At 70.8% G+C, this 16,099-nt stretch carries 12 protein-coding genes; 9 read left to right on the top strand and 3 right to left on the bottom strand.

The window, feature by feature from the left end; translation table 11 throughout:
* Positions 1–23 precede the first annotated feature (23 nt).
* Positions 24–1,940 carry a KedN5 family methylcobalamin-dependent radical SAM C-methyltransferase gene (locus ACIQR3_RS04640; protein WP_403535410.1) on the bottom strand — a complete coding sequence of 639 codons (1,917 nt, stop codon included), beginning with the start codon at positions 1,938–1,940 and terminating at the stop codon, positions 24–26.
* Positions 1,941–2,327: 387 nt separating this feature from the next.
* Between ACIQR3_RS04640 and ACIQR3_RS04635 the strand changes: the two genes are divergently transcribed.
* The 9 genes from ACIQR3_RS04635 (at position 2,328) to ACIQR3_RS04595 (ending at position 13,779) form a co-directional block, all read left to right on the top strand.
* Positions 2,328–3,374, top strand: coding sequence for a methyltransferase (locus ACIQR3_RS04635; protein WP_403534086.1), 1,047 nt, complete (start codon positions 2,328–2,330; stop codon positions 3,372–3,374).
* 26 nt (positions 3,375–3,400) lie between these two features.
* Positions 3,401–4,789 (top strand): DUF6002 family protein, encoded by a 1,389-nt coding sequence (locus ACIQR3_RS04630; RefSeq protein ID WP_403534083.1) that lies wholly within the window; start codon positions 3,401–3,403, stop codon positions 4,787–4,789.
* Positions 4,786–5,898 carry a hypothetical protein gene (locus ACIQR3_RS04625; RefSeq protein WP_403534080.1) on the top strand — a complete coding sequence of 371 codons (1,113 nt, stop codon included), beginning with the start codon at positions 4,786–4,788 and terminating at the stop codon, positions 5,896–5,898. Before ACIQR3_RS04630 ends, ACIQR3_RS04625 begins: the two co-directional genes overlap by 4 nt.
* Positions 5,895–7,034 (top strand): hypothetical protein, encoded by a 1,140-nt coding sequence (locus ACIQR3_RS04620; protein WP_403534077.1) that lies wholly within the window; start codon positions 5,895–5,897, stop codon positions 7,032–7,034. Before ACIQR3_RS04625 ends, ACIQR3_RS04620 begins: the two co-directional genes overlap by 4 nt.
* The gene (locus ACIQR3_RS04615; protein WP_403534074.1) at positions 7,031–8,392 is read left to right on the top strand and encodes a hypothetical protein; all 1,362 of its coding nucleotides are present in this window, start codon (positions 7,031–7,033) and stop codon (positions 8,390–8,392) included. The genes ACIQR3_RS04620 and ACIQR3_RS04615 overlap by 4 nt, the downstream gene beginning before the upstream one ends.
* Positions 8,389–9,309, top strand: coding sequence for a TauD/TfdA dioxygenase family protein (locus tag ACIQR3_RS04610; protein WP_403534071.1), 921 nt, complete (start codon positions 8,389–8,391; stop codon positions 9,307–9,309). Before ACIQR3_RS04615 ends, ACIQR3_RS04610 begins: the two co-directional genes overlap by 4 nt.
* Before the next feature lie 43 nt (positions 9,310–9,352).
* Complete coding sequence (locus ACIQR3_RS04605) at positions 9,353–10,663, top strand: MFS transporter (RefSeq protein ID WP_403534069.1); 1,311 nt, start codon at positions 9,353–9,355, stop codon at positions 10,661–10,663.
* A gap of 990 nt (positions 10,664–11,653) precedes the next feature.
* Positions 11,654–12,862: an NAD(P)/FAD-dependent oxidoreductase gene (locus tag ACIQR3_RS04600; RefSeq protein WP_403534066.1), complete on the top strand. Its 1,209-nt coding sequence runs from the start codon at positions 11,654–11,656 to the stop codon at positions 12,860–12,862.
* The gene (locus tag ACIQR3_RS04595) at positions 12,859–13,779 is read left to right on the top strand and encodes an RNA polymerase sigma-70 factor (protein ID WP_403534062.1); all 921 of its coding nucleotides are present in this window, start codon (positions 12,859–12,861) and stop codon (positions 13,777–13,779) included. The genes ACIQR3_RS04600 and ACIQR3_RS04595 overlap by 4 nt, the downstream gene beginning before the upstream one ends.
* A 470-nt stretch (positions 13,780–14,249) precedes the next feature.
* Here the strand turns inward: ACIQR3_RS04595 and ACIQR3_RS04590 are convergent, their stop codons facing one another.
* Positions 14,250–15,026 (bottom strand): TniQ family protein, encoded by a 777-nt coding sequence (locus ACIQR3_RS04590; RefSeq protein ID WP_403534059.1) that lies wholly within the window; start codon positions 15,024–15,026, stop codon positions 14,250–14,252.
* Between the two features lie 71 nt (positions 15,027–15,097).
* Positions 15,098–16,078, bottom strand: coding sequence for a TniB family NTP-binding protein (locus tag ACIQR3_RS04585; RefSeq protein WP_403535407.1), 981 nt, complete (start codon positions 16,076–16,078; stop codon positions 15,098–15,100).
* Positions 16,079–16,099 lie beyond the last annotated feature (21 nt).

Here is a 16,099-nt window from a genome sequence, read left to right as displayed (position 1 = left end):
GAGACGCTTCGGTGTGCCCGAGGTCAGCCGCAGCCGCCCCGGATGCCGCCCGCGTCGCCGGCCGCGTCGGCCGCCGGGCCGCCCGCGTTGGCGTTGGCGAGGAGATGCTCCTTCGTCGTCCCCATGAAGTGGATGACGATCTCGTGGTTGGTCGACGTGACGGCGGACTCCGAGCCGGTCCGGTAGTAGAGGTCGAGGACGCGCGGCGAGGGGGAGAGGTCCGGTTCCCTGTCCGCGCGGAGAGCGGCGACGATGCCGGGCACGTCGTAGGCCAGACGGACGTCCCTGCGTACGTAGTACCTCTCGTCGCGGATCTCCTCGACCTCCAGTCCCTCGTGCGCGGCTGCGGACTGCTCCGGGCGGAAGACGGGCTGGGTGAGCAGGTCGTAGCGGAACACCTCGTCGAGGACCGGCCGGAACCGCTCGGGGACGAGGGGGCCGATCGACTCGTCCCACCACCGGTGCAGCAGGCGCGCGGCCTCCGGATCGGTGTAGAAGTAACTGATCGCCGCGCCGAAGGATTCGGTGCCTCCCGCAGCGGTCGCGCAGAACTCCCGTAACGGCACCGCCGCCGGATCGTCGATCTCCGCCAGCCAGTCGCCCAGGTTGATCAGCACCCGCGACTGGGTCAGGCCGGCGAAGTGCCGGAGCGGGCCCCAGATGTAGCGGAATACCGCGTTCTCGGCGACGACCCGGGCCCAGAAGAGGAACCGCTGCATGTACTGGTTGTCGGCGAAGGTCATGGTGTCGTGCGCGAGCACGTACTCGAAGTCGTCGTGGTCTCCGCGGACCGCCGTGATCCCGAAGAGTTCCTTCTTCTCCATGTAGTCGGTGTTGGGGAGCAGCAGAATGGGGTAGACGGCGATCCTCGACACGCGCCGGGCGAGGCGGTCGTAGCCCTCCATGAAGGACTCCACGGTCTCCCCGGGGGCACCCCAGATCAGCTCAGCGTAGCAGTCCAGGCCCTCCCGGTCGAGCCAGGCCGCCAGGTCCTCCCACTCGTTGACCTTCATGTTGCGCCTGTTCATGGTCTCCAGCGCGCTGTCGCTGAGCGTCTGGAGGGCCAGCGTGAAGGAGCTGTGCATGCCGGCCTCCTTCATCCGCTGGACGATCTTGAAGAACGTCCTGGACTTGTTCTTGGCCCAGGAGGTCTCCAGGGCCCGCGGGAAGCCGTAGGTGTCCCGGGTCTCGATCAGCGCCTCGACGAACTCCAGGTCGCTGGGCAGCAGCCCGAAGTTGGCGTCGCAGGCCACGATGGTGTGCACCTTGAGCTTGGCGAACAGCTCCAACTCGCGGCGGAGCCGCTCCTGGGAGAAGGCGCGCACCTTCTGGCCGACGGCGCCGCCCCAGTAGCAGAAGGCGCACTTGTAGGGACAGCCGCGGTTGGTCTCCATCAGGGCCACGTCGTACCGGAACTCGCCGTTCTCATCGGTCAGTTCCAGCGCCCCGGTGAGGAAGGGCGAGGGGATCTGCTCGAGGTCGTCGAGGCGCGGGCGCTCCTCGGTGGTGACGGCCTCGCCGTCCGGCCCACGGTAGGAGATCCCGGCGACCGAGCCGAGGGCAGGCCGGCCCACGCCCGCCAGACAAGCCCTGACCAGCTCTCTGAACGTCAGCTCACCCTCGCCGTTGACCACCACGTCCACCTCTGGAAACATGCGGAAGACGCGGGCTGCCTGGTTGGCCACGTGCGTGCCGCCGAATACGACGAGGCCGGCCGGGTTCAGTTGCTTGAAGGTGGCGGCGAGAGCACCGAAAGACTGGTAGTTCCACCCCAGTACAGAGAAGGCAAGAATGTCCGGCGGGCCGGCGCCGAACAGTTCGTTGCCCATGGCCGCATTCGTGGTACCGCCCCGGAAGTTCTTGATGGAGACTTCCACGTGGGGGCTGATTTCTTCGTCGGCCATGAGGGTCGACTTAAGATACCCGGAAGCCAGCGGCATTGACTCCAGTGGCATTTCCCAGACGCCCTGCTGCACAAGGGAAATGGTGGTTTTGCAGTCTTCTTCGGAAGCTGTCACGCGTGCTCCTCGCATCGAGCGTCGGAACAAACCAAGATGAGTCGCAGGCTTCGCGCTATTTCCTCATGCTCAAGGGGTGTTGATCTCGGTGTCAACCCTGTCATCCCTATGGATCAGGGAGTCCTGGAGAATGGCTTGATTCAAGCACCGGCCGGTTCTGTGGTGGATTGATTCCGGTCATGAAACCTGGGATCTGGTCAACTTTCGCGGCGGTTGAGCGCGTTGACCTTGTCTGAGATGGCGTGTTAGCCTCCCGTGGTCTTGCCGATATCAACATCAGTCGCACCCTTGGAAGGGGACACATAACTGATGGGCGATTCGCAGGAATTCGACCGCGTATACGAGAGATTCCAGCTCATCGTCAATGGACCGGCTCTTTTCAATGCCGTCATCACGGCTCTGGAGCTCGATGTCCTCCCGTTCGTATCGCGCCACCCGGGCGCCACGTTCGAGGAACTGCGCCGGCACGTGGGAATCGAGCCGCACAAGCTGCGTGTGCTGATGCTCGCGCTGTGCGCCACCGAGCTGGTGGAGCGGCGCGACGGCGGATATGTGAACTCGCAGGTCGCCGAGGAGCATTTGGTGACGGACCGCCCCGAGGGATGGCGGGACACACTCCTCGGTTGGCGAAGGTTTCAGTATCCGGCCTTCCCTCATCTGACCGACGCCCTGCGGACCGGAACGAACGAGGCAGCGCTCGCTTCCTATCCCGAGCCGGGAAACACGCTCTACGACCGGCTGGCGAACGAACCGGAACTGGTGGCGAGCTATCACGACTCCATCGGGCCGTTCACCCATCTGTTCGCCCACGCCCTCCTGGACAACGCCGAACTCGCCGAGGTCGGCCGACTGCTCGACGTCGGCGGTGGCGACGGCACGACCGCGATCAAGTTCGTCCGGCGGCACACGCACGCCACGGTGACCATCTTCGACATGCCCAGCGTGTGCCGGCACGCGGAGAACGGGCTCCCGGACGATGTCAAGGGGCGCGTGCTGACCCACCCCGGCGACATCTTCGAGGACGACTTCCCCAGCGGCTTCGACGGCATCCTGTTCAGCCACTCCATGGAGGTCTTCTCCCCCGAGCACAACGTCAAACTGCTGACGAAGGCATACAAGGCGCTGCCCCCGGGCGGGAAGATCTTCCTCTACAACATGTGCGCCCCCGACGACGAGAACAGCGGACTGCTCTCCGCTCGGCTCTCGCTCTTCCTCAACGTCCTGGCGAGCGGCGAGGGCATGGCCTATCCGCCCAAGGACTACGAGCAGTGGCTCACGGAGGTCGGCTGCCGCAGCGTCCGTTCGTACACCGGGCTGCCGTACGAGCACGCGCTCGTCGTCGGCGTCAAGGGATGACCACCAAGCAGGGGAGGACCCCGACGATGACGTCGCCCCCACTCACCGCCGCAGCCGGCACCGAGGCCGCGACGGGAAACCTGATACTCGATCACTACGAGCGCCTGCCCGAGGTGGTGGCCGCCTGTGTCACCGACCAGGGCCCCTGCCCCGAGCCCGAGGCCTTCCGCCCGGCGTTCGCCTTCCCCGCGCTCGACCCTGCCACCCGCGCGTACTACTCCGCGGCCACGGCCCGCTGGCAGCCCCTCGGAGACTACCGAGGCCGCCCGCTCACCCTCCTGGACCTCACCGGCAACCCGGCGACCGGGACGACGAAGACGTTCGCCTCCCTCCTCATCGTCGCGCGGGCCGTCGAACACATCCGGCGCACCGGCACGCCCGTCATGCTCTGCACCCCGACCTCCGGGAACAAGGGCACCGCGCTGCGCGACGCCGTCCTGCGGGCGCTGGAAGCCGGACTGGCCGAACCGCACGAACTGCGGATCACGACGCTCGCTCCCTTGTCCAGCCGCGCCAAGCTGCGCCGCTCCCGGCTGTCCGCGGACAGCCGGCTCAAGGCCCTCAACCCCCTGCTGCTCCTCGACTCCAAGCGGCCCGAGGACGTCAAGCCTCTCGCCCGCGCCTTCGCCGACGCCCACGCGCGGGCCTGGGCGCGGGAGACCGGCGGACGGCTGTGGTTCTCCTTGGAACTCGAGAACTACCTGGTGGCCGACGCCGCCCGGGCCTTCTTCGAGAACCGTGTCGCCCCCTGCGACCACGGCCCCAAGAGGCTGCACGCGCACGCCGTCTCCAGCGCCTTCGGGCTGCTCGGCTACCACCGGGGCCGTACCGTCCTGGAGGAGTCCGGCGACTCCTCGCCCGAGAACCGCCCCGCCTCCCTCCTCGTGCAGCACCTCAACACCCCCGACATGGTGCTCAGCTGGAAGTACGGCAGCTTCGACCGGTCCCACCTGCCCCGCTACACCCTGGACCCGGCCACCGGGCTCCACGTCCAGCACGCGGACCCCGCCTTCCCGCGGACCGTTCACCGGCTCGACGAAGTGCTGGACCCGACCTTCTACACCCACCGGCCCGCGACCTCCCCGGCCATGAACGAGCTGATCGGCCGGCATGGTGGGGCAGGCATCGTGGTCTCGCTGCAGGAGTGCCTGGAGCGTTACCCCCTGATCTCCGGGCTGCTCGCCGGCACCGCGGCCCGGCTCCCCGACGACCCGCGCACGCTCACCGAGTGGTCGCTCGTCATGGCACTGACGGGTGTCCTCAACGCCATCGACCGTGGTCTCGTGGACGACGGCCCTGTCGTCGTGCACGGCAGCGGCACGTACGCGCGCGGTGATTACGACGCTGTCGGTGCGGCCGACTGTCACGTGGTGCGGTCGGTCGAGGACGTGGCCGCCGTGGTGTGGAAGCGTTGAGCGGCGCGCCCCACCTGGTCGTGCTGGGCACCGGGTCCCTGGCCCGCTCGGTGTGCTGCTCGCTGGCCGGCCTCCGGTCGGGGCCGCTGTGGGTGACCGTCGTCGGCCGCGACGCGCGGGCGGCCGGTGAGGTCGCCTACCTGGCCGGGAGCAGAGCTCTGCTGTCGGGTGCACCTGTCCGTTTCGACGCGGCGGGTACCGATCCGGGCAGCCGCGCTTTGGAGGAACTGCTGGTGCGCACCCGCCCCCGGCTGCTTCTCGTGTGCGCTTCCTCCCAGTCGCCGTGGGAACGCACCCGGCACCCCAGTGGCTGGACCGACCTGATCGCCGAGGCGGGGTTCGGTCTCACCCTGCCCCTGCAGGCCGAGATCCCGGTGTGGGCCGCTCGCGCCGTAGCCGATGCGGCCCCCAACACTTTGCTGATCAATGCCTGTTTCCCCGACGCGGTGAACCCCGTGTTGAAGGCACTGGACCTCCCGGTGCTCTGCGGCATCGGCAACGCCGGCCTGGTGGCGGCATCCCTGGGCCACGCCCTCGGCCTCGGCCCCACTCCCCGGCTCAAGGTCCTCGCCCACCACGTTCACCTGCACGCACCCGCCGCCCCCGCCGACGAAGCGCGGGCCTGGCTCGACGGGGCACCCCTCATCGATGTGACCGCGCTGCTGACGCGGCAGCGCACCACCGATCGGGAGCGGCTGAACCTCGTCACCGGACACACCGCGGCTCTCCTGATCGACTCGCTGGCGCACGGCTGCGGGCTGCACACCTCGCTCCCCGGCCCGCACGGACTGCCCGGCGGCTACCCCGTGGTGACCGGCGGCGGGACGGTGACGCTCGACCTTCCGCCGGGCCTCACCGAGCGGGAAGCCACCGAGTGGAACCACCGCGTAGGGGCCGGTGACGGAGTGACCGTCCACGACGGCCGCGTCCGTTTCACCGGACCGGTTCGGGCCGCCGTCACCACGCACGCCCCCGCCCTCGCGGAGGGCTTCGCCGCCACCGCGCTCGACGAGGCACAGGCGGAAGTGAAGGCCCTGCGCGACCGGCTGCGCCGGCGGGCGGCAGGACGTGACGGGCAGGGCACACCGCTCCGGCTGGAGGAACGATGACCTTGAGTGTCCTGTGGGACGGGCTCGGTTACCGCTGGCGCAACGGTGACGGACGGGTTGTCCTCGGCGCCCACCGTGCCGTCGGCGCGCTGCGCGGGGGGCGCCTGACCGGCGTCGTCTCCCATACGGCCGAGGGGGAGCTGAGCGTCGGCTGCCGGGGTTCGGCGGAGAGCGTCGGGCTGACCCTGCCGTTCCTGGAGGAGCGGCGTGCGGTGCACGTGGGTCCCGCCGTCCGGCGGACCACCGCTGCCGAGGGCGGCGCCGGCCTTCCCGATCTGCTGGTGGTCGCGTGCACCGCGGCCAGGGCGCGGCGTCTGCCGAGCCGCCACGCGCTGCTGTTGCCGCTGCGCCTCTCGCTCCAGGTCCCTCTCGGCGGGGGCACCCCACCGCTTGAGCGCGTGTCGGCGAAGGACCGCGGGTACTACCGCCGTCAGCGCACCCGCCGTTCATGGACGCTGGAACGCGCCACCAGCACGGCCGACTTCGACTTCTTCTACGACCGCATGCACCGGCCCACCATGGATCACAGGCACGGTGCAGCGGCCCGCTCCGAACCCCGCCGCAGTGCCTACTCCTGCATTTTCCGCGGGGGAGCCCTTCTCTTCCTGCGCGAGTCCGGCACACGCGTGGCGGGCATGCTGTGCAAATGGGAGCCGGCCCGGCGCAAGCTGGTGATCCGGCTGGCCGGAGTGCTCGACGGCGACACCGCCCACTACCGCTCCGGCGTCTGGATGGCCCTGTACATCGAAGTGCTCGACTGGGCGGCCCGCCACCGCGCGGACATCGTGGACCTGGGCGGCTGCGAACCCTTCCTCAGCAAGGGCACCTTCCAGTTCAAGCGGAAGATCCACCCCGAGGTCTCGCTCCCCGCCAACCACTGGGGCGGACAACGGGTCTGGCTCCGGGCGTGCCGCGACAGCGCGCCGCTGCGCGACTTCCTGGTGAGCAATCCACCGGTCTGCGTCGACGGCCGGGGACGGTTGCGGCCCGTCTACTTCCACGACCACGGCCGTCCGCCCCGGACCGGGCTGCGCTGGCGGACCCCGGGCTTGGCCGAGCCGTTGTTCGTCGATCTCGACCAGTTCCTCGCCGGCATGCCCACCGCCCGGCCGGCCCGGCGGGGGGAGTTCCGGTGACGGGACGGCCACCCGCACGGCCCGGTACCGGCCGCCCCGCCCTGGTACGCCGCCACCCGGTGTCCGAGGTGCTGCGCACGCTCCGGCACGAATTGCGTGACTGCGGCACCCGCATCGACACCGAGCGAGCGCCTCTGGAGCCGTTCATCCTTCCCGGGCCTGTGTACGACGAACTGTTCACCGCCGCCTCCAGGCTTCTGGCACTGCTGCGACGTGCGGTGCTGGAATCGGCGCCGACGTGGGCCGGGAGACTGGCGGAGCTCGGACTCGCACCCGACGGCGACGACTACCCGCTCTTCACCGACGACGACCCGTTCGAGGAGCGCTACTGCGCCGTGATGGCCCGCCCGGACGTGATCATCGGCCCGCACGGCCCGCGGTTCATCGAGTTCAACGTGAGCGGCGCGTTCGGCGGCCCCGCCGAGACCCACCTGCTGTCTCGCGTCTGGACCGAGGTGTACGGCGGTGGCCAGGGCGCTCCGTTCACCGGTCACGATCCGCTGGAGGCGCGGGCCGCTTTTTTCGACCAGGTCTGCCGGGACCTCGGGGTGCCGCGTGCGGTCGCCTTGGTGGGCAGTCCGTACGAACAGGACCGGGCGGCCACCTCGCGTTATTACGACATCGAGGTCGATGTGCTGCGGCGCCGGGGTCTGCGCGCCGAGTTCTTCGATCCGGACCGGCTGCCGCACGGTCTCGGCCTGCCCGAGCGGCTGGATTTCCCGGTCGGTCTGCGTTACTTCGCCACCGCTGACTGGACCGGCCGCGGGCAGTCGCTGGAACCGGTGCGCGCGGTGCTGGACGCGGGATGTCTCCTGCTTCCGCCGCAGAGCAGCTATCTGCTCGCCAACAAGAAGGTGCTGGCCTGGCTCTCCGAGGGGCTGCCGTGGATGTCCGAGGCGGACCGGGCGCTGACCAGGCGGTACGTTCCCTGGAGCAGAGTTGTGGCAGACACCGAGGCGCACTGGCGTGGTCGCCGGGCCGGCTTGCCCGAACTTGTCGTGTCCGCCCGGGAACGCTTCGTGCTGAAGAAGGCCATCGGCATGATGGGCCGTGAGGTCCTCATCGGCCGGCTGAGTACTCCCGTGCAGTGGGCGGCCGAGGTGGAGCGGGCCCTGTGCGAGGGGGACACGATCGTCCAGGAGTACACCGAGTCGGTGCCGTACGAGCTGGAGATGTGCGACGCGTCCGGGACCCGCGCCGAACGGGTCGCTGTCGCCCCCGTCCTGAGCCCCATGGTGTTCGGTGGCCGGCCGGGTGGCTGTTACGCCCGCTATTTCCCCTCGGGGCAGAGCGGTGTGGTCAGTGTCTACGGGCAGGGCGCCATGGAGAACGCCGTGCTGAGAGGAGTTCACGGATGAGGCGGAGCACCATCGCAGATGGAACCGGCCTGCGGGTCAGGCGGCTCACCGGCAGCATCGGCGCCGAGGTCGCCGGTGTGGATGTCCGCGCGGCGGACGGCGCGACGGCCGACGCGGTCGCCCGGCTCGTCGAGGAGCACGGAGTGCTGTTCTTGCGCGGCCAGTCGACGGACCCGGCGGACCTGACCCGCTTCGCCTCCCTGCTCGGCCCCCTGCAACCCGCCCACCCCCTCAAGCCCGGGCTCGCCGGCCATCCGCACGTGCTGGCCAACCAGACCGGCGGAGTGAGCGCGGATGACATCCGCTGCCGTGACCGCTACAACCGGCACGCCACCAACTGGCACGTGGACTGCACCTTCGTCCGTGACGTCCCGGTCTATTCGCTGCTCCAGGCCGTGACCGTGCAGCCGTTCGGCGGGGACACCCTCTTCGCGGACCTTTCCGGCGCGTACGGCGGCCTGTCCCGTCCCCTGCAAGACCTCGCCTCCCGGCTGAGCTGCCGGCACGACGCGAAGATGCTCTACGCGGACTGGCTGCTCCCCGGCCGTGACCAGGAGAGCAGGGACCGGCTGCTGGCTCTGCCCGTCGTCGCCCACCCCCTGGTGGCCGTCGCCCCGCGAACCGGCCGCAGGTCCCTCGTCCTCAACCCGAACTGCGTCACCGGCATCGAGGGATTCTCCCAGCTGGAGAGTGACACGCTGCTGGACCTGTTCCTCGCCCACACCCTGGTCCCCGAACGCACCGTCCGCTGGAAGTGGGACCAGGGCGACATCGCCGTCTGGGACAACGTGCGGCTGCTGCACAACTACGTACTCGATAATGGGCCGGGTGAGAGGCTGATCCAGCGCGCGATGGCGGGTGCCGCCCCGATCGTGGGACCGGAGGGCGGCACCAGCGGCGCGCTGCCGAGTGCCTGAGCCGCTCCGGAAGCCGCGTGTACGCCAGAGTGACGGAGCAGAAGTGGACGAAACGAAACCTTCGAAGCGGTCGCCCCGCCGACGCTTACTGGCCGACATCCGCCCGCTGAGGGTGTCTCCCGAGTACCGCCGGCTGTGGGCCGGGCAGTCGCTCTCGGCGGTCGGCAGCCAGATGACGGCCGTGGCACTGCCCTTCCAGGTGTACTCCCTCACGCACTCCACGCTGGCCGTCGGCGCGCTCGGCCTGACCACTTTCGTCCCCCTGGTGGTCCTGGGGGTGCTGGGCAGCACGCTGGCGGATGCCTTCGACCGGCGCAAGCTCGTCCTGATCACCAGCAGCGGTCTCACGGCCGTCGCTCTCCTGCTGGCCGCGCAGGCGATGCTGGACCTGCGCAGCCTGCCGCTCCTGTACACGCTCTCGGCCCTGCACTCCTGTCTGTTCGCCCTCGACCAGCCCGCCCGGCGGGCCTTCGTCCCCCGGCTGTTGCCTGCCGAACACCTGCCCGCCGCCGGCGCGCTGTCCCAGCTTTCCTTCCAGGCCAGTATGACCGTCGGACCGCTGGTGGCCGGTGCCGTCATCGCGGCCGCCGGCCTCGAAGCGGCCTACGCGCTGGACGCCGTCACGTTTCTCACCGGCCTGTACGCCGTGCTCCGGCTCGGTGCGATGCCTCCCGAGGGCGGTGGCCAAGGCCCCGGTGCGGCCGCGGTGGTGGACGGCCTGCGGTTCGCCCGCCGGCATCCGCTGATCGCCGCCGTGTTCCTGGTCGACCTGAACGCGATGGTGCTCGGCGCGCCACGAGCGCTCTTCCCCGCGCTCGCCGAGACCCGCTTCGACGGCGGCTCGCAAACGCTGGGCATGCTCTACGCCGCCCCGGCCGTGGGAGGCATCCTGGCCTCGGTGTTCTCCGGGTGGCTGGGCCGTACCCGCCGCCAGGGCAGGGCGATGATGGCAGCGGGCGTGCTCTGGGGCCTGGTCCTGACGGGCTTCGGGCTCAGCACCGCCCTGTGGGCGGCGCTGCTGATGCTGACGGCGGCGGGTGCGTGCGATGTCGTCAGCGATGTCTTCCGCACGACAATTCTCCAGGTCAGCACACCCGACCACCTGCGAGGCAGGCTCAGCGGCCTGGACTTCGTGGTCAGCGCGGCCGGCCCGCGGCTCGGTGAACTGCGGGCAGGCGCGGTGGCCCAGGCCACCTCCCCCGTGATCGGGGTGGTCAGCGGCGGCGTCTGCTGTGTCGTGGGTGCGGTGATCCTGGCCTGCACCATCCCGGCGCTGCGCCGGTATGACGCCCGGTCTTCCACGGCTGGTACGACGACGGGGGAGGCGGGGAGCGAGGTGGCTGTGCAGGGATGAAGGGCAACGGTGTCCGCCGTGACCGGTGGCTGGTCGCCATGGGCTGTGTCCGCGTCATTCGCAGGGGCTGGCCGCAGTGCGGTGCTGCTGCCTGCGGCGCCATGCCGAAACCGGTGGAGGATGTGGCCGGCCAGTGGAGGATGTGGCCGGCCGGGGCGGGGCGGGGCGGTGGTCGGCGAGGCGGGTGACCAGGCGTCTGGTCTCTGCGAGACCGAGGTGGATGAGCGGGGAGGATCCGTTTGTGTTCTGCCCGCATCCAGTTGGCGGGCCGGCCGGCCCGCCAACTGGATGGTCAGGCAGGCTGCGGCGGTGTCCGGGGCAGCTGCCGCCGCGTACGGCTGTCGGGAGTTCCCTGGGGCGGCAGTGCCTCCGCACACGCGCCACCGTGCCGCCGTCCGCTGCCGGCCACGTCCAGCTGCGGGACGTCGGCTTCCTCGCAATACCGCGTCCGGCGCCCGTCCCAGGGATCCGTGAGCAGCCGGAGCGCACCGGTCACGCTCGACGTGCCCGCGTGGATCTCCCCGGCCGCCCACACCGTTCGCCCCCGCCCCTGACCTGTCACCTGGAGCAACGGTGAGCAGATGACATCAGACGCCGGATCACGCGGTCTGCCTGCGGTTCCAGCGTTCCCGGCACAGCCCTGCACGCACCCGGGCAGGCCTGCCCCGCCGCGGGACCACGTGGCGGACCGGCCGCGACTGCCTGGCGGATCGCGCCCTCTGCACGACAAGGACGCCGCCGACGGCTCTGAGCGGCGTCCCGGGCTTGTCCTGGCCGTCGTCTCTTGACCGGGGACTTCCTGCCGGCCTCTGCCGCGAGAGGGCTGCTGACAGTCTTCACGGCCGCCGAGTCATGACGGCTCGCGGCCTTCGGTCGTCTCCCGGCGGGCCCGGGTTGCGGGTGTGCCGCGCATCACAGCCGGTTCGTGTCACGTCCGGGCCGCCTGCTCCCGTCCGGCGGGCGTCGGTAAGCGAGCCGAGGAGGAAAGCGATGAGCGCAGGGCAGGAGACCACCAGCACGGTGACCGCGCACCGCGTGGTGGTCCTGGGGGCGGGATACACGGGCATGGCGGCGGCCGTCCAGCTCGCGGCCCGGGTCGGCCGGCACGAGGGCGTACAGGTGACCGTGGTGAACGCGCGGGAACGGTTCACCGAGCGTATGCGGCTGCACATGACAGCGACCGGCCGGCGGCTCGCCGAACTGAGCATCCCGAAGATGCTGGAGGGCACGCACGCGCGGTTCGTGCGCGGCCGGGTCACCGCGGTGGACGCGGACGCCAGGACCGTGCGGACCGACGACGACCGGGTCCTGCACTACGACACGCTGGTGTACGGGCTGGGCGGGGTGGCCGACACATCCGCGGTGCCGGGGGCCGAGGACCACGCGTACACCCTCAGCAGTGCGCAGGACGCCGAACTGCTGGCCGACCGGCTGGGCCGGCTCGGCAGCGGCACCGTGGTGGTCGCCGGCAACGGGCTGACCGGCATCGAGTCGGCCGCGGAGATCGCCGAGCGGCATTCGGAGCTGAACGCCGTGCTGCCGGGCCGGGCCGAGCCCGGCGCGGCCCTGAACCCGAAGACCAAGGCGTACGTGCGGGCCGCGCTCGACCGGCTGGGCGTCCGGGCGCGCGCCGGGGCCGAGCTGGCCAGGGTGCTGCCCGGCACGGTCGAACCGGCGGGCGGGGAGAGCATCGCCGCCGACGCGGTCCTGTGGACGAGCGGCACGCGCGTGTCGCCGCTGGCGGCCGCCGCCGGGCTGGCCGTCGATGACCGCGGACGCATCGTCACCGACGCCGCGCTGCGCTCGGTGTCCCACCCCGACGTGTACACGGTCGGCGACGCGGCCGCGATCCGCCAGGGCTACGGCGTCATGCACGGCACCTGCCAGGGCGGCATGCCGGCCGGGGTGCACGCCGCCCTGTCGATCACCCGTGTACTCAAGGGCAAGCAGCCCAAGCCGTTCCGCTTCGGCTACTACCACACGCCGGTGAGCCTGGGGCGCGACGACGCGGTGGTGCGGTTCACCCGCCCCGACGACAGCCCGCGCCGGATCTGCCTGACCGGACGCACGGCCGTCCGGTACAAGGAGACGGTGACTGCCTCACCTTGGCCGGCCTACGGCCGTATGAAGAAGATGCCCGCCTCGGGCGCGTTCTGGCCCCGCGGGGGCCGCTTCACCCGGGTCCGGCAGGCCCGGTGACCGACCTGACCGCCCACCCCGGCCAGCGGGCCTTCCACGAGCACCGGCGGCTGCTGTTCTCTGTGGCCTACCGCCTCCTGGGCACCGCGGCCGACGCCGAGGACGTGGTCCAGGATGCCTGGATCACGTGGTCCGCCGCAGACCGCTCACAGGTGGCCGACCCCAAGGCGTACCTGACGCGGATCGTGTCGAACCTGGCACTGGAACAGCTGCGCTCCACCCGGCACAAGCGGGAGACCTACGTGGGTCCGTGGCTGCCGGAGCCCATCCTCACCGGCGGGGACGCCTCCGAGGCCGTCACGGAAGCCGAGTCGGTGTCGATGGCCATGCTGGTGGTGCTGGAGACGCTCAGCCCGCTGCAGCGCGCGGTGTTCGTGCTGAGGGAAGTCCTCGGCTGCAGCCACGCCGAGATCGCCGGGGCGGTGGAGCGTTCCGAAGCCGCGGTGCGGCAGGCCGCGCACCGGGCCCGCGAGCACGTGCGGGCCCGGCGGCCGCGTTTTGCCGCGGACCGGGCGCGGCAGCGCGAGACCACCGAGCGTTTCCTCGCCGCCGCGACCGGCGGGGACGTCAACACCCTGATGGAACTGCTCTCCCCGGACGTCACCCTGTGGACCGACGGCGGGGGCAAGATCCGTCAGGCCCTGCGCCCGGTCACGGGCGCGGCCACGGTGGCCGCCTGGTTCGCGGCCATCGGCACCGTCACCTACCAGGGCGTCGAGCCCGCCGACATGAACGCCGGACTCGCCGACATCAACGGCGGGCCGGGCATGGTGTTCAGCGGGCCGCAACGCGTGATCGCCACCGTCACCTTCGACTTCGACGCCGACGGCCGTACCACCGCCATCCACAACGTGGCCAACCCGGACAAACTCCAGGCCGTCGCCGGCGGCACCACTTACGGCATCGGCACGCGGTGAGCGTCGTCACCGCGTGCTGCCCCGGATGCCGGCAGCCTGGCGAGCCCGGCGATCGCCCCGGGGGACGGCTCGCAGCAGCGGCGGACGTTCCCCGGTTCCCTGTCCCGGGCCTTCGCCATGAGCATCAGCGGCGAGGTGCCCTGCTGTGGCGTAGCTGACGCGTCTGCTTATTGATCTTGGTTGTGGCCTGGTGTTGCTCAGGTGTATTGAGCGGTGTGTTCGTTTCGTGGGGGAGGTCTACGCGAAGCCCAGTGTCCGGCGCTGGACGATACGTGGGCTGAGCTGGGTGTTTGGTGTTGCGCAGTGTGCTGGGTGGGGCAGCGGTTTTTGCGCAGGGTGGTTGGCGCGCCTATAGGTACGGGAGTTGTCGGGCGATGTGACGGGGTTGGCGCTCCGCCGGAGCGTGTTTCAGCGGGTGGTGAGGCGTTGCCAGAGCAGGTCGTGGTCGGCGGGCGCGAGGCGAGGCAGGTTCAGGCGGTTGGCCAGGTCGTAGAGGAAGGCGCTGTGCTGGGTGCGTGTGTGAGGGCGCGGGGGCAGTGGTCGAGGGCCGCGGCGAGGGTGAGGGTTTCGGGGTAGGTGATCAGGTTCCGGCAGGTCAGGGTGGGGGAGGCCGGGCCTGGGGGGATGTGGGGGTTGGCGGTGGTGAGCCGGCTCAGGCGTGTGTGCCAGCGTTCGTGCAGGTGTTGGTGGTGGTCGTACCAGCGGGTGGTGATCGTCGATGCCCAGGTCAGGGAGGTCGCTGTGGGGCGGCGGCGGACGCCGAGGTGGGTCCGCGTGAGTTCGGGGACGGGGCGGATGTCGAGGGGCGTGGGGTGTCTGGGGTCGCTGGCGGCCTGTTGGTGGCGGGTGCAGATCATGATTCTGGGCAGGTCTGGTGCCGGGTGGACCCATGCGGGGTGGGCTTGGTGCGGGCTGCGGCGGATGGTGCAGGTGGTGCAGGCCGGCAGCGGCTGTAGGGCGGGCGGGGCGGGCTGCCAGCGGGCGGCGGCGGCGTGGGCCGTGCCGATGGCGGCGGGCGGGGGCCGGCGGGGCAGGGCGCGTGCGAGGTGTGCGGGCGGGATGCGGGTGAAGTCGGACAGGCGGCGGGCGGCTTCGTTGCTGAGGTGGATTTCGGTGGCGGGCGGGGCCGCGGGGGTGCCGGTGGCGGTGATGTGCAGGCCGTCGAGGAGTTGGGCGGCACTGAGGTGGTAGGCGGCTGCGAGGCGGGTGAGGTAGGAGGCGGCGCTCTCGCGGGGCAGTGGCCTCACGTGCAGTGCGCCGGGCGGGGTGGGCCACATGATGCCGGCTCGCACGGCGGGGCGGTTCGCGGTGTGGGCGTTCACCGGGTGCCGGGCTGGGCGCGGCGTCCGGGGGTGCGGGGCCGGTAGTGCTCTTCGGCGAGGTGGTCCAGCGCGATGGAGTCCAGCAGTGTTTTGGTGATGCGTTCGCTGCTGTCGAGGATGGCTTCGATGGCGGCTTGTCGGATCAGGCGGGCCAGGCTGCCGATGCGTCCGCCGGTCCGTTCGTGGAGGTAGGGCGCGAGTCTGGGGAGGCTGCCCGGTCGGTGCGCGGTGAGGTCGAGGGCTTGTTCCAGGGCGGTGATCAGTTCGCGGAACGGCTCTCGGTCGCCGGCGCGGGCGGGTAGTGCCCCGCAGTCGATCAGGGAGGCTCGTCCGGCGAGTTGCGCTCCGCGTACGCCGGTGAAGACGGCGCTGGTGGTGACGTCGATGCCGGCGTAGACGAAGGTGGCGGGCACGCGTTCGGTGAGGTCTTTGAGCCAGTCGGCGGCTTCCGCGCCGGTGGACGTGCGGGGGTTGAGCCGGTGGATCTCGTCGATCAGTACGAGCTTGACCCCGGCCGCGGTGTAGGTGTGGCAGACGGCGGTGGTGATCTGCGCGGTGGTCATGCGTGAGGTGATGGGGATGCCGAGGTAGCGGGCGAACTCCCCGGCCAGGGTCTTGGCGGTGGCACCCGGCGGGACCAGCACATACGCCACCGGCACACTGTCGTCGCCCGGGGCGGCGCGGCGGGTGTGGGCGAGGTGGCAGGTCCGGCCGACCTGCAGCAGTGCGGTGGTCTTGCCGGTGGTGGCCGGCCCGGTGACGATCAGGGACGGACGTGCGGTCACTTGCTGATGCCGGCCGAGGATCATCAGCGTGCGGACCTGGCGGGCCAGTGTCTCGATGGCCGGGGTGCGCACGGTGACGAACTGCGAGTGGTAGGCCAGGCGTTCCTCCAACGGCCGTGGTGCCTGGCCCGGCTTTGGTGGCGTCGGGGGCGCGGTGGCGGCGAAGCGGGCGAAGGCGTCGAACGTCGTCACCGCCCCCGCGGCTGCCTCCCT

Origin of the sequence: Streptomyces sp. NPDC090994 (assembly GCF_044768905.1) — a bacterium.
In the GTDB taxonomy this organism is placed as follows: domain Bacteria; phylum Actinomycetota; class Actinomycetes; order Streptomycetales; family Streptomycetaceae; genus Streptomyces.
Note: the sequence above shows the minus strand (reverse complement) of the source record. Positions and strands in the feature narration are given on the sequence as shown.

What these genes read in the sequence shown, in the direction of transcription:
- ACIQR3_RS04640 (WP_403535410.1), bottom strand. Translation starts at nt 1,940, where the DNA reads ATGCCGCTGGCTTCCGGGTATCTTAAGTCGACCCTCATGGCCGACGAA.
- ACIQR3_RS04635 (WP_403534086.1), top strand. Translation starts at nt 2,328, where the DNA reads ATGGGCGATTCGCAGGAATTCGACCGCGTATACGAGAGATTCCAGCTC.
- ACIQR3_RS04630 (WP_403534083.1), top strand. Translation starts at nt 3,401, where the DNA reads ATGACGTCGCCCCCACTCACCGCCGCAGCCGGCACCGAGGCCGCGACG.
- ACIQR3_RS04620 (WP_403534077.1), top strand. Translation starts at nt 5,895, where the DNA reads ATGACCTTGAGTGTCCTGTGGGACGGGCTCGGTTACCGCTGGCGCAAC.
- ACIQR3_RS04610 (WP_403534071.1), top strand. Translation starts at nt 8,389, where the DNA reads ATGAGGCGGAGCACCATCGCAGATGGAACCGGCCTGCGGGTCAGGCGG.
- ACIQR3_RS04600 (WP_403534066.1), top strand. Translation starts at nt 11,654, where the DNA reads ATGAGCGCAGGGCAGGAGACCACCAGCACGGTGACCGCGCACCGCGTG.